This is a genomic window from Paenibacillus sp. NRS-1760 (assembly GCF_050467785.1).
Classification (GTDB): domain Bacteria; phylum Bacillota; class Bacilli; order Paenibacillales; family Paenibacillaceae; genus Pristimantibacillus.
In genome coordinates this window covers 59115-71764 of sequence record NZ_JBITPK010000010.1, presented here as the reverse complement: position 1 = coordinate 71764, position 12650 = coordinate 59115, and the positions used below count along the sequence as shown (strand labels likewise).

The 12650-nt window shown below is 46.2% G+C and carries 12 protein-coding genes and 1 pseudogene; 3 read left to right on the top strand and 10 right to left on the bottom strand.

The annotated features are described in order from the left end of the window. Positions 1-11: 11 nt before the first annotated feature. From ACIFSR_RS11370 to ACIFSR_RS11350, 5 genes are all read right to left on the bottom strand, one after another. On the bottom strand, positions 12-1076 hold the full coding sequence (locus tag ACIFSR_RS11370; protein WP_076271051.1) for a sulfate/molybdate ABC transporter ATP-binding protein: 1065 nt from the start codon (positions 1074-1076) through the stop codon (positions 12-14). A gap of 3 nt (positions 1077-1079) precedes the next feature. Next, on the bottom strand, positions 1080-1877 hold the full coding sequence (locus tag ACIFSR_RS11365; RefSeq protein WP_076271067.1) for a sulfate ABC transporter permease: 798 nt from the start codon (positions 1875-1877) through the stop codon (positions 1080-1082). Then, on the bottom strand, positions 1877-2638 hold the full coding sequence (cysT, locus tag ACIFSR_RS11360; protein ID WP_430057824.1) for a sulfate ABC transporter permease subunit CysT: 762 nt from the start codon (positions 2636-2638) through the stop codon (positions 1877-1879). Before cysT ends, ACIFSR_RS11365 begins: the two co-directional genes overlap by 1 nt. Before the next feature lie 288 nt (positions 2639-2926). After that, the gene (locus tag ACIFSR_RS11355; protein ID WP_430057444.1) at positions 2927-3559 is read right to left on the bottom strand and encodes a YigZ family protein; all 633 of its coding nucleotides are present in this window, start codon (positions 3557-3559) and stop codon (positions 2927-2929) included. Positions 3560-3595: 36 nt separating this feature from the next. After that, positions 3596-4945: a glucose-6-phosphate isomerase gene (locus tag ACIFSR_RS11350; RefSeq protein WP_076271049.1), complete on the bottom strand. Its 1350-nt coding sequence runs from the start codon at positions 4943-4945 to the stop codon at positions 3596-3598. Positions 4946-5105: 160 nt separating this feature from the next. Between ACIFSR_RS11350 and ACIFSR_RS11345 the strand changes: the two are divergent. Continuing rightward, positions 5106-6017 (top strand): annotated as a pseudogene (locus ACIFSR_RS11345) (NAD(P)-dependent oxidoreductase); the annotation flags it as partial. A gap of 65 nt (positions 6018-6082) precedes the next feature. On the opposite strand, the gene ACIFSR_RS11340 reads toward ACIFSR_RS11345, so the two are convergent. The 5 genes from ACIFSR_RS11340 to ACIFSR_RS11320 all read right to left on the bottom strand — a co-directional run bounded on the left by ACIFSR_RS11340 (position 6083) and on the right by ACIFSR_RS11320 (position 11440). After that, positions 6083-6604 carry a DUF420 domain-containing protein gene (locus ACIFSR_RS11340; protein WP_339207520.1) on the bottom strand — a complete coding sequence of 174 codons (522 nt, stop codon included), beginning with the start codon at positions 6602-6604 and terminating at the stop codon, positions 6083-6085. A 187-nt stretch (positions 6605-6791) separates the two neighbouring features. After that, a complete protein-coding gene (locus ACIFSR_RS11335; RefSeq protein WP_076271046.1) occupies positions 6792-7109 on the bottom strand; it encodes a pyrimidine/purine nucleoside phosphorylase in 318 nt (105 codons plus the stop codon). Between the two features lie 62 nt (positions 7110-7171). Then, positions 7172-9190, bottom strand: a complete 2019-nt coding sequence (gene tkt / locus ACIFSR_RS11330) for a transketolase (protein ID WP_430057442.1) — start codon at positions 9188-9190, stop codon at positions 7172-7174. A 164-nt stretch (positions 9191-9354) separates the two neighbouring features. Then, positions 9355-10257, bottom strand: coding sequence for a formyltetrahydrofolate deformylase (purU, locus tag ACIFSR_RS11325; protein WP_339207517.1), 903 nt, complete (start codon positions 10255-10257; stop codon positions 9355-9357). Positions 10258-10309: 52 nt separating this feature from the next. Continuing rightward, entirely contained in the window at positions 10310-11440 is a 1131-nt protein-coding gene (locus tag ACIFSR_RS11320; RefSeq protein ID WP_339207516.1) for a deoxyribonuclease IV, read from the bottom strand. 101 nt (positions 11441-11541) lie between these two features. On the opposite strand from ACIFSR_RS11320, the gene ACIFSR_RS11315 reads away from it, so the two are divergent. Further along, a complete protein-coding gene (locus ACIFSR_RS11315; RefSeq protein ID WP_076271042.1) occupies positions 11542-11979 on the top strand; it encodes a DUF2621 domain-containing protein in 438 nt (145 codons plus the stop codon). A 156-nt stretch (positions 11980-12135) separates the two neighbouring features. Then, a complete protein-coding gene (locus ACIFSR_RS11310; RefSeq protein WP_339207515.1) occupies positions 12136-12621 on the top strand; it encodes a hypothetical protein in 486 nt (161 codons plus the stop codon). Positions 12622-12650 lie beyond the last annotated feature (29 nt).

Genomic DNA, 12650 nt, shown 5'->3' with positions numbered 1-12650 from the left:
TAGCATATTGGTTAAATATGAATAGGCATGGGGTCAACCTTCAACTTATTTTCCGCAATCCAGCTTTCGTTGTCATTGAATAAATAAGCCCGATGGACGAGTACCCTTACCTCATCTCCGGGATGGAGCACTTCTTGCTCCAGCGAACGGTACGTAATCAGCTTCGTATCGCCAACAAGCAGCTCAACCATCCACTCGCTGCCGCGGAAATGCAGCTGTTTTACTTTACCGGCAAGCGTAGCTGAAGCCAGCTTGATCTCGCCCGGTTTGCCAATCTCGATATATTCAGGCCGGATAAGCGCTTTGGTGCCCGGACGGCTCGCTGCATCCTCAAAACCTTTAAGCTCCGCGATATTGTCTACAATAGTAGATTCGCCAATAAAGCTTGCTACAAACGGTGTCTCTGGATTTTTGTAAATGTCCCACGGGCTGCCTTTTTGCTCTAGCTTGCCTTTGCTTATAATCATGATCTCATCGGCAACTTCAATCGCTTCCTCTTGATCATGCGTAACGAAAATCGATGTGATGCCGACACGCTCAATCATTTCTTTAAGCCATGTGCGAAGCTCGGTCCGGATCTTCGCATCGATAGCAGCAAACGGCTCATCGAGGAGCAGCAGCTGCGGCTCAGGCGCGAGCGCTCTAGCGAAAGCAACACGTTGGCGTTGGCCTCCTGACAGCTGATGGGCGTAACGATGCTCGAAACCCTTTAGCCCCGTAAGCTCTACCAAGTACATAACGCGCTCGCGAATTTGCTCCTTCGATTGCTTCTTCACCTTTAAGCCAAATGCGATATTGTCATATACGGTCATATGCTTAAAGAGCGCATAGTTTTGAAATACGAAACCGATGCCGCGCTCCTGCGGCGGAAGATCATTCACACGTTTGCCGTGGAACAGAATATCGCCTGAGGAAGGAGACTCGAGCCCCGCCAGCATTCGAAGTATGGACGTTTTACCACCGCCGCTCGGTCCGAGCAAGCCGATCAGATGACCTTTTTCGATTTCAAAGCTAACATCCTTCACTGCATGAAAATCGCCAAAGTTTTTATTTAAGTTCCGTACTTCAATATGCATGGCTTAATGCACTTCCTTTCGTTTTTTCGCCCATTCCATTAGCAGCAGCAGTCCAACTGAAAATGCCGCAAGAACTAGAGCCACGCCATTGGCGGCAACAACGTTAAAATTTTCAACATCTTGATAAACGAGTGTAGTGGCTGTTTGTGTTTTATTCATAATATTGCCGGATACGACGAGTACAGCTCCGAATTCACCCAGTGACCGTGCAACAGTCAATACTACGCCGTAGATAACCCCCCACCGAATCGATGGCCAAGTTACTTTCCAGAACGTGTACCAGGAATAAGCGCCGAGCGTTGATGCCGCTTCCTCCTGCTGTGCTCCAATCTCCTGCAGCACGGGCATAACCTCGCGTACCATTAGCGGGAACGTGACGAACAATGTCGCTAAGATCATCCCTGGCAGCGCATAGACGATTTTGAAGCCCGCATCCTCAAACAATGCACCGATAATTGTATTAGGTCCCAAAATAAGAACGATCATTAAACCGCCGATAACTGGTGATACCGCAAAGGGCAAATCGACTAAGCTGTTAAGCAGCCGCTTCATCCTTTTCCCAATCCATTCGGCCCGGACGAGATACATTGCTAGCATAATGCCAAACAACGTATTTAAGGCTGTAACGACAACAACGATAATTCCCGTCATCATAAGAGCATGCAGCGACTGCGGCCTAGTAATGCCTTCTACAAAGCCGCTCCAGCCATCTGCCCAAGAGCCTGTAAAGATTTTGATCAATGGCGCGATGAGCAGCAATCCAAAAATAATATAAGTTAATGTAATCCACAATCTTCTCATCATAGGTCGCCCCTCCTGCCTTGAATGAGGTTGACCGTCCATAAGATGAGGAAGGACAGCGTGAGCAGCAGCACCGATACAGCGGCGGCTCCCTGCGGATTACTGCTTTCAATTTCTCCAAAAATATAAACGGAGGCAATTAACGTCTTGCCTGGAATATTGCCTGCAACGAGCACAACTGCGCCAAACTCCGCAATTCCGCGGGAGAAAGCCAGCATAGCGCCGCTCAAAATTCCTGGCAGCATCGTAGGAAAAATAACGCTAAAAAACGTTTTCGCGCGCGTTGCGCCTAGCGTATAGGCTGCTTCTTCCTCTGATTTATCCATTTCCTCAAGCAAAGGCTGAATGGCACGAATAACAAAAGGAAAGGTAACGAACAGCATAGCGACAACAATTGCTGGCTCATGGAACACGATTTCGATGCCAATCTTTTGGGCTAGGCCGCCTACTAAACTATTAGGCCCTAGCAGAAGCAAGATCATTAGTCCGCCTACTGCTGTAGGTAATGCAAACGGCAGGTCAACTAGACTGTTGAGCAAACGACGTCCGGGAAAACGGTAACGAATAAGCACCCATCCGATCATCGTCCCCAAAAACATATTGAGTATCGTTGCGATAACCGCCAACTTTACTGTAAGCAGCACCGCTTTCCAAGCCAGTGGATCGGATACGCTTTCCCAGAAAGGGGTCCATCCAAGCGAAAATGATTGCGTGTAAATGCCAACGATTGGTAAAATAATTAAGATGACAAAATAAAGCATTATGGTGCTTCGAAAACCAAAACTCCACCCTTTACCACGAAACAAAGCATTCACTGTGACTTTACCTCCAGACCATCGGCTCGTGCCGTAGGTGTAGCAAAACAATTAAAAACACAATTCCTATTAAGATACTAGGTATTGATAATGTAGCATCCAAACTGGGATTAAGTCAATAATAAATTTGGAAATTCTTATTGCTTTTATAGCTTTTTCTTATGATTGTTCGTTACGCATGCCTCTGAGTACAAAGAAGAGGAGTATCAGCCTAAGCCGATACTCCTCTTCTTCTTATTCACCTTCAATATAATAGACCTTTTCTCCTTCGGAGAGGATCGCTTGTCCTTGTGTTAGATCGGTTACCCAAGCGATAAAAGCATCTGCTTTAGGCTCTTCCGGCAGGCAGCGCACGATGACACGATCGGTAAAATCCGTCCCGCCAACGCGTGTACCTTTCGTATGCAGCTCATTTTCCAGCTTGCCATACCAAGTGTAGTCCACATCAACAAATACTTCGCGGTGAAGCACATTGACGATTTCATCTGCTGCTTTAATGCCAGCTACAGCACCATCCGTATAAGCTCTAACGAGACCGCCTGCTCCGAGCATAATGCCTCCAAAATATCGCGTCACAACGACAGCGACATTTTTAAGCCCCTTATGCTTGATAACCTCGAGAATCGGCTTGCCTGCTGTACCGCTTGGCTCTCCATCATCCGATGCCTTCTGGAACTGGTCTCGCTCACCCACCATATAAGCCGAGCAGTTATGGGTCGCCTGCTTATGCAGCTGCTTAATCTCATTGATGAAGGCAACAGCTTCCTCTTCGGATTCCACTGGCTTCGCAAACCCGATGAAACGCGATTTTTTGATGACGATCTCTGCGCTAGCCTGCGACCTGACTGTTCTATACTTCTCAAGCATAGGCTATGACTCCCGTATACCGTTCAAGCCGGTTGATTACAGCCTTGCTTCCAGCTCGGCTTTTTCTTTCTCGAAGCCCGGTTTGCCAAGCAAAGCGAACATGTTCTTTTTGTATGCTTCAACACCCGGTTGGTCAAATGGATTAACACCCATCAGGTAACCGCTGATTCCGCATGCTTTTTCGAAGAAATACACAAGATAGCCGAATGTGTATGGTGTCATGTCTTTGATGTTGACGATAAAGTTCGGAACTTGTCCATCCGTATGAGCAAGAAGCGTTCCTTCAAAAGCCTTCTTGTTAACGAAATCCATCGTTTTGCCTGTCAAGAAGTTGAGGCCATCAAGATCCGCTGCATCGTGTTCGATAGCGATATGCTCAGACACTTCTTGAACTTGAATAACAGTTTCAAAAATATTGCGGTTACCCTCTTGGATAAACTGACCCATCGAGTGCAGATCTGTCGAGAAATCTACAGCTGCTGGGAAGATTCCTTTAAAGTCTTTGCCTTCGCTTTCGCCAAACAGCTGCTTCCACCACTCGGAAACGAAGTGAAGCGATGGCTCGTAGTTAACGAGAATTTCAGTCACTTTACCTTTGCGGTACAGCGCGTTGCGTGCTGCTGCATATTGGTAAGCTTCGTTTTCTGCAAGATTAGGGTTGCTGTATTCTTTGGATGCGTCTGCTGCACCTTGCATAATGGATTCGATATTGATGCCTGCAGCTGCAATTGGCAGCAAGCCTACTGCTGTAAGCACGGAGTAGCGACCGCCAACATCGTCAGGAATAATAAACGATTCATAACCTTCCTCAGAGGAAAGCTTCTTCAGTGCGCCCTTCTCGCTGTCTGTCGTTGCGTAAATGCGTTTGCGCGCTTCTTCTTTGCCGTATTGTTTCTCAAGTGCAGCACGGAATACGCGGAATGCAATCGCAGGCTCAGTTGTCGTGCCTGACTTCGAAATTACATTAATGGACCAGTCGCGGCCTTCAACCAATTGCAAAAGGTGAGTCACATAGGTCGAGCTGATGTTGTTGCCGGCAAACAAAACTTGCGGTGTTTTACGTTGTTCTTTTGGCAAAATATTATAGAACGAGTGCGACAGCGCCTCAATAGCTGCACGTGCACCAAGGTAAGATCCACCGATACCGATAACGATTAGAACTTCGGAATCCGATTTGATCTTCTCAGCAGCCTTTTGAATGCGAGCGAACTCTTCTTTATCGTAGTTAGTCGGAAGATCGATCCAACCAAGGTAATCTGATCCTGTACCTGTTCCGTTATGTAATTGCTCGTGTGCGAGACGAACGGATTCTGTCAAATAATCGATTTCATGCTGGCCAACGAATGCTAAAGCCTTGCTGTAGTCAAACTGAACTGTTTTGCTCATGTAAATGGAAACCTCCTAGAATGTTGTAAACCAATGTGGCTTCTACACCTGAAAATGCTTTTCAACTTAGCATCTACAATATCGGATTTGCCTTATAAAAACAAGCAACAAACGATGAAAAATTAATGAAGTGTCTGTATAATTAAACAAAAATCGATTCAAAGTGGAGGATATGATTATGAAGAAGATCGGATTTATCGGGTTAGGCGTAATGGGAATGGGAATGGCTGCTAATTTATTGCGCAAAGGATTTGAAGTTATCGTTTATAATCGGACTCCTGGCAAAGCAGAGTCCTTGCTCGCCTTAGGTGCCTCCGAGCTTGAATCACCGGCTGACGTTGCGCGTGCTGCACAAATCGTCATTACAATGATTAGTAATGATGCTGCAATCCGTGAAGTATACTTTGGTGAAAACGGTATTTTTGCAGGTGCTCGCGCAGGCATTACGCTAATTGACAGCAGCACGATATCTCCAACGCTTGCTAAGGAGCTTGCCGCAGCGGCGGATACTATTGGAGCAGTATTCCTAGATGCGCCGGTTACAGGCAGCAAGCCAGCCGCTGAAGGCGGTACACTCGTATTTATGGCTGGCGGCGATGCAGGCAAGATTGAAGAAGTCCAAGACGTTTTGCTCGCTATGGGACGTAAAGTCATTCCAATGGGCCCAAGCGGCAGCGGCTCCATTGCCAAGCTCGCCCACAATACGATTGTTGGCATCAACGTTGTGGCACTTGCAGAAGGCATGGCGATAGCAGCAAGCGGCGGCATTGACGGCAGCTCGTTCGTCGAGCTCGTTCAATCTGGCGGTGCAGCGAGCAGGGCAGCTGAAATGAAGGGACCAAAGCTGCTTGAAGGCAATTACGACGTTCAATTTTCGCTCGAGCTGATGTTAAAGGATTTAAGGTTATCCTCTGCCCTCTCGGACAGTCTGCATGTGCCGACTCCTCTGCTGGAAGCAACGAAGAGCCTATTCCAAATTGGTGATGCAATGGGACTTAGCCAGCTTGATATGTCTAGCGTAGGCCAAGCTTACGAGCAATGGATCGGCCGCAAGCTTAGCGGACGGGATTAATTTAAGAAGGGGTTGTCCGCGTGTATGAATCACTGTGGACAACCCCTTTTTCTTTGAAATACTGCTTAATAATATGGCGAGATCATTAAGTAAACAATTACGCCAGTAAGACTTACATACAGCCAAATCGGCATCGTCCATCTTGCGATTTTACGATGCTTCTCCACGTTCATCTGCAGCCCGCGTACAACCGATATTAAGGCAAGAGGAACGACAACAATCGCTAGCAGGATGTGTGTAATGAGGATGAAGAAATAAATCGAGCGAAGAACGCCTTCTCCTCCGTATTTCGTTGATTCTGTTAAATAATGATACGCTACATAGGAAACTAGGAACAGCGTTGTGGAGACAAATGCAGCGCCGATGAACGCACGGTGCATCCGAACATTTTTTTTCATAATCGCCGTTAGCGCTATGCAGAGTGCAATAAAAGTAAAGCAGTTAAAAATCGCATTCAGCAATGGCAAAATCGTTACGTCAAAGTGAATTTCTCCCTCGTACGCCGGCAGAAAAAACAAAACAGCTATCAGCCCGACAAGGACGATTGTTAAGATCGATATGAGCGGTGTATAGTTTCTTTCCTTCATCCAAAAAATCCTCCAGTCATGGAATACGGTGCATATAAATTAACTTTATCCGATTCTACACCTCAAAACAATTCGCTTTGAACACGTTTTGTCACGAAATAACGAATATTATAAGTCAATGCTGCGAACAGGCATTAAAAAGGCTTCTTCGCCGAAGCGAAGAAGCCTTTTTTTCAATATTTAGTGCTTACTCGTAAATATACGAGCAGCAATAATCCGAAACTTCAGCAACCTGAAGCTTGAATTTTGTGTTCGCAGGCACAGTGAATTCGCCTTCGCCTTGAATGTGCAGCCACTCGGTTTCACCAGGCAGTAGCACCTTCAAATCGCCAGCCAAAATTTCCATGATTTCAACGCAGTCTGTTCCAAACTCATAGTCACCTGGCAGCATGATGCCAAGTGTTTTTTTGGTGCCGTCAGCGAACAGTACAGCGCGGCTTGTTACTTTACCGTCGAAGTAAACATTTGCCTTCTTGACGATCGATACATTTTCGAATTGAGACATCGTAGACGTAATCTCCCTTATATATCGGATGCTAAAGCTTTGATGATCTATTGAACAAGCTATTACAGCAATGCTTTCACTTTGCTAACAACGTTTTCGACCGTAAAGCCATACTCTTTGATTACGCGATCGCCAGGTGCTGATGCGCCGAAACGGTCGATAGCAAGAATATCGCCTTGATCTCCTGTGTAACGCTCCCAGCCAAATGGATGAGCCATTTCAATCGCAAGGCGGGCTTTAACTTCAGGAAGAATGACGGAATTTTTGTATTCCTTCGATTGCTTCTCGAACAAATCCCAGCTTGGCATGCTGACAACACGTACTTGAATGCCCTCTTCTGCAAGAGCTTTTTGAGCTGCTACAGCAAGTTGAACCTCGGAGCCCGTTGCAAGAATTTGTGCTTGCGGCTTGCCATTTGCTGCATCAGATACAACGTATGCGCCGCGGCGCAGGTTTTCATGAACACCGTTCACTGTACCTTCAAGAATCGGCAGGTTTTGGCGAGTAAGCACAAGTGCTACTGGGTTGCCAGTGTTCTCAACAGCATAAGCCCATGCAGCGGAAGTCTCGTTGCCATCAGCTGGACGGATAACCGTTAGATCAGGAATGATGCGGATCGAAGCAAGCTGTTCAATCGGCTCATGTGTAGGGCCGTCTTCCCCAACTGCGATACTGTCATGCGTCAATACATAAACGACAGGCAGCTTCATCAATGCAGCAAGACGAACAGCAGGACGAAGGTAATCTGTGAATACGAAGAACGTACCGCCGAATACTTTCAAACCACTGTGAAGAGCGATACCGTTCATCGCAGCAGCCATACCGAATTCACGTACGCCATAATAAAGATTGCGGCCATCGTAGCTGCCTGGTTTGAATTGTGTCAAACCTTTCAAATGAGTCATTGTTGAGCTTTCAAGGTCAGCCGATCCGCCGAAAATAGTCGGAACGTTTTTCGCAAGACCGTTAAGTGCATTTCCTGAAGCTACACGAGTTGATACCGCGTTGTCCGCAGTTGTGTACACAGGAAGGTCAGCATCCCAGCCCTCAGGCATTGCGCCAGAGATAGCAAGCTCGAACTGAGCTGCAAGCTCAGGGAAAGCTTCTTTATAAGCTGCGAAGCTTGCATCCCACTGTGCATTTGCTTGCTCGCCGCTGCTTTTCACATCTGCAAAGTGAGCGCGAACTTCGTCAGGCACGTGGAACTGAAGTTCTTCAGACCAGCCGTAAGCTTGTTTCGTCAATTTTGTCTCATCAGCACCAAGCGGTGATCCGTGAGGACCAGCATGTCCGCCTTTGCCGCCTTTGTTCGGGCTGCCATAGCCGATTACTGTTTTTACTTCGATCAAAGTTGGTTTGGATAGATCTGCTTGCGCCTCAGCAACGGCTTTGGACAGAGCATCTAGATCGTTTCCATCTTCTACGCGAAGCACTTGCCAGCCGTAGCCTTCAAAACGTTTTTGAACGCTCTCGGAAAACGAAAGGCTCAATTCGCCATCAAGCGAAATATCGTTGGAATCATATAGAACGACCAACTTGCCGAGCTGCAGGTGGCCTGCGAAGGATGCAGCCTCATGAGAGACGCCTTCCATCAAGTCGCCGTCGCCGCAAATGGAGTATGTGAAGTGGTTAATAAGCTCGTGGCCTTCTTTATTGTAAGTAGCGCCCAGCTGTGCTTCCGCAATTGCCATACCAACCGCCATAGCGATACCTTGTCCAAGTGGACCCGTTGTTGCATCAACTCCAGCCGTATGGCCAAACTCAGGGTGTCCTGGTGTTAGGGAGCCCCATTGACGGAAGTTTTTCAATTCCTCCATCGGCAGATCATAACCGGAGAGGTGAAGCAAGCTGTAAAGCAGCATAGAGCCATGACCCGCAGACAAAACAAAACGATCACGGTTTACCCAAGTAGGGTTCGATGGATTATGCTTCATGTTTTTTGCAAATAATTGATAGCCCATTGGAGCAGCGCCCATTGGCATACCAGGGTGACCTGATTTCGCTTTCTCGATGGAATCGATCGCAAGTGTACGGATCGTATCGATAGAAAGCTGTTCAACCGACTTTTGTGAGACTGACATTACAATTTCCTCCTATGGTCTAAGCTTGTCTAATTTCATCTCGTTATATGGTTTCTAAAAACAACGATACAGCGTCATACCAGTACGCAATAACTTTGAATATTGTATCACTCTGCATGCTCGTTTTCCATCAAAAAAAATAGATAATTCGCATAAAAATACAGTTAGTTGAATACAACAGTTTTATTATTATGCACGATTACACGATCTTCAATATGCCATTTCACAGCTCTTGCGAGAACGACCCGTTCAATTGTCCGACCGATTCTTTTCAAATCATCGACGTTGTCACGGTGGCTGACGCGTTGAACATCTTGCTCGATAATCGGCCCGCCGTCTAATTCTTCTGTTACATAATGCGCTGTCGCGCCGATAATTTTTACGCCGCGTGTATAAGCCTGCGCATAAGGCTTGCCTCCAACGAAAGCGGGTAGGAATGAGTGGTGAATATTAATAATCCGATTTGGAAATTGTTCAATGAACTTAGGCGAAATGATTTGCATGTACCGCGCCAATACAATGATATCCGCTTTATCTGCAACAACTTCCATTTGCTTGCGCTCGGCTTCTTCTTTTGTAGTCGCTGTAACTGGGATATGGTAATACGGAATGCCAAAGGATTCGACCAGTTCGCGCATATCAGGGTGGTTGCTTATAACCATTGAAATATCGGCATCAAGATCCCCTGCCTTCCACTGCCAAAGCAGCTCTAGCAAGCAGTGATCCTCTTTCGAAACGAATACAGCAAGACGTTTCTTGCGGCTGGCACGGAATGTATGCCATTTCATATCAAACCGATCGGCTACTCTGGTGAAGTCCTCCATGAGAAGTGGAAGCTCCTTGTCCAGATCAACTAGATCAAATTCAAATCGGATGAAAAACATTCCGCCTTCCGGGTCCATCGTATATTGATCCGATTGAACGATGTTAGCCCCGTGCTCATATAAGAAATGAGAAACAGCAGCTACGATGCCCGGGCGGTCCGGACAAGAAATAAGCATGCGCGCACGCCCGCTCTTTCCACCTGCTTCAACGGTTATTTCAGATGGGGTGGATGGTGATGACATGGACTTCAAACTTCCTTTCGCAATGATCTATATGAATTAATGTTAACTTTAATTAAAGTCTAGCAAGCAGCTCTTTGCCGCCAAACCAAGCCGTAATACGCTGATTGATTTGTTCTTCTGTTAGTCCTGCCGGCAATGCTTCGCCTGCCATTACAAGATCGAACAGACGCTCCATCGGCTCGCGCGGGTCTGCTTTTTTTGCTTTTGCATCATTTTTTAGCAAATCCCAAGTAGAGAGTACAAAACCTCTGGAATCAATTTCTTGCTTGCCGAAGAAATGATGCAGGCGCTCCACATCTTCAAAGAAGCTTTCACCTAAGCGAGCTCTGCCATTGCCGCTGAGCAAAGCGATCTCCGCTTCATACATCGGACGTTCAGTCTTGTCTTCCTTGCCAATCCAAGGCGTTTCCAGTATAAATGGACGCCCCTTAAGGCCCTCATGTTCAACGATTCTTTGAATGGCATCGTGACCAAGCCAACCTGCGCCAACTGGAGCATGTCTGTCTTTACCAGCACCGCGTGAGTTCTTGCTATCGTTCACGTGAACAACGGCAACGCGGTTTAATCCAACAACACGATCGAACTGCTCAAGAACGCCGTCCAGATCATGAACAAGGTCGTAACCAGCATCATGCATGTGGCAAGTATCCATACAAACAGTTAACCGTTCGTTATCCTGAACTTTGTCAATAATCGCCGCAAGCTCTTCGAAGCTGCGGCCAATTTCTGTGCCTTTGCCTGCCATCGTCTCAAGAGCGATGTTAACATTCGTTTCTTTTGTGCCTGCAAGCACTTCATTCAAGCCTTCAGCTATACGAGCGATGCCATATTCTGCATCCTTGTCCGTATAGGCACCTGGATGAAGAACAATATTACGTACACCGATGTAATCGGTACGGCGAATTTCTTCTTGTAAAAAAGAAACCGCAAGCTCGTACGTAGAATCCTTATATGAGCCAAGATTCACAATATAAGGCGCGTGAACCACGATCTCATTAATACCGGATTGCTCCATAAGCGCTTTTCCTTCTTCAATATATAACGAATCGATCGGCTTCCTTCTTGTATTCTGAGGTGCGCCGGTGTAGATCATAAATGTACTTGAGCCATACGATACTGCTTCTTGTGCTGCAGTGAGCAGCCCCTTGTCCGAAAATGATACATGGGAACCTATTTTCAACATAAATATTACGCCCCTTTCGGTTGATCAAACCTTATTTTACAAGGAATGTCGAAATAAATCTAGGAATACGGTATAATTCATTATTGAGGTGAAAGACACGTATGAAAGTTGCCCCCGACTGGTTTATGTATTTTATCGTTTTTTGGGCGGTCGTCATGGTTGCGGCTATGTCGATTGGCGGATTTTTCATGTTTCGAAAATTTCTCAAGGTGCTTCCGATGCGAGACGGCAAGTCTAAGCTCGATTGGCAAAACTACTGGGTAGATCGCAGTCGCAGCATGTGGAATGATGATTCCAAAAGTTTGCTGGACGAGCTTGTTTCCCCAGTGCCAAGCGCTTTTCGTGATATAGCTAAACATTCTATCGCAGCCAAGATTGGTCAAGTGGCGATTGAACATGGCGCATCATCCGTTACGCGCGAGCATTGTATCGAAGGTTACATACGAGCAACTCCTAAACGTGATTACCGTAGTCTTGTTACTTTTCTTGACCGTCAAGGAATCGACTATACTCCCTATAAGCATCTACTTAATAAATAAGTTTAAGCCGCATCAGTGCGGCTTAAACTTATTTATATTTAATCATCAATTAATACCCCCCTTATATACATGCTTCATACTCGTATTTTATGGTTATATATAAAAATGTAACCTAATACTCATCTATTTCGTTATTAATTACAGGAGGTGGTTCTCATGATGAACTCATCGAAGCGAAGAAGAAACAAAAAAGCAGCTACAGCAGGAGCCGTTCTTCTCGCTGTTATGCTCGCAACATCCGCATGTGGCGGTGGCAATACTAATGCAGGAAACGAACAGCAAGGCAGTCCAACCGACGGACCAGTTATTACTCAGTTGCCAGAAGATAATGGTGTCATTGATCCTGATCTTTCTTCACCGGAACCGACAGATACTGCAACAAACAATAACGGTACGATCGAGGATCCAGCAGCGCCAAACAAAGTGAATGAAGGTATTTATAGCGGTCTAAGCGACTCGCACTCTATAGAAATAGAAACAGCTGCCGGTGCAATTGCACTTCAAGTAACAGATGACCAAAAAAGCACGTTAGAAGCATTGCCGGACGATGCAAAAGTGAAATTTGAGTATTCGGAAAAAGCCATTGAAGGTGAAGCGACCCTCAAACAAAATTGGTTAGTTAAAATTGAAGAAATAAAGTAATCAATGAACCGAAGTAATGGGTGAATTGA

Coding starts and splice junctions, on each gene's coding strand:
- ACIFSR_RS11320 (WP_339207516.1), bottom strand. CDS start 11,440: ATGTTGAAAATAGGTTCCCATGTATCATTTTCGGACAAGGGGCTGCTC.
- ACIFSR_RS11310 (WP_339207515.1), top strand. CDS start 12,136: ATGATGAACTCATCGAAGCGAAGAAGAAACAAAAAAGCAGCTACAGCA.
- ACIFSR_RS11370 (WP_076271051.1), bottom strand. CDS start 1,076: ATGCATATTGAAGTACGGAACTTAAATAAAAACTTTGGCGATTTTCAT.
- ACIFSR_RS11335 (WP_076271046.1), bottom strand. CDS start 7,109: ATGTCTCAATTCGAAAATGTATCGATCGTCAAGAAGGCAAATGTTTAC.
- tkt (WP_430057442.1), bottom strand. CDS start 9,190: ATGTCAGTCTCACAAAAGTCGGTTGAACAGCTTTCTATCGATACGATC.
- ACIFSR_RS11355 (WP_430057444.1), bottom strand. CDS start 3,559: ATGCTTGAGAAGTATAGAACAGTCAGGTCGCAGGCTAGCGCAGAGATC.
- cysT (WP_430057824.1), bottom strand. CDS start 2,638: ATGCTTTATTTTGTCATCTTAATTATTTTACCAATCGTTGGCATTTAC.
- ACIFSR_RS11365 (WP_076271067.1), bottom strand. CDS start 1,877: ATGAGAAGATTGTGGATTACATTAACTTATATTATTTTTGGATTGCTG.
- purU (WP_339207517.1), bottom strand. CDS start 10,257: ATGTCATCACCATCCACCCCATCTGAAATAACCGTTGAAGCAGGTGGA.
- ACIFSR_RS11350 (WP_076271049.1), bottom strand. CDS start 4,945: ATGAGCAAAACAGTTCAGTTTGACTACAGCAAGGCTTTAGCATTCGTT.
- ACIFSR_RS11340 (WP_339207520.1), bottom strand. CDS start 6,604: ATGAAGGAAAGAAACTATACACCGCTCATATCGATCTTAACAATCGTC.
- ACIFSR_RS11315 (WP_076271042.1), top strand. CDS start 11,542: ATGAAAGTTGCCCCCGACTGGTTTATGTATTTTATCGTTTTTTGGGCG.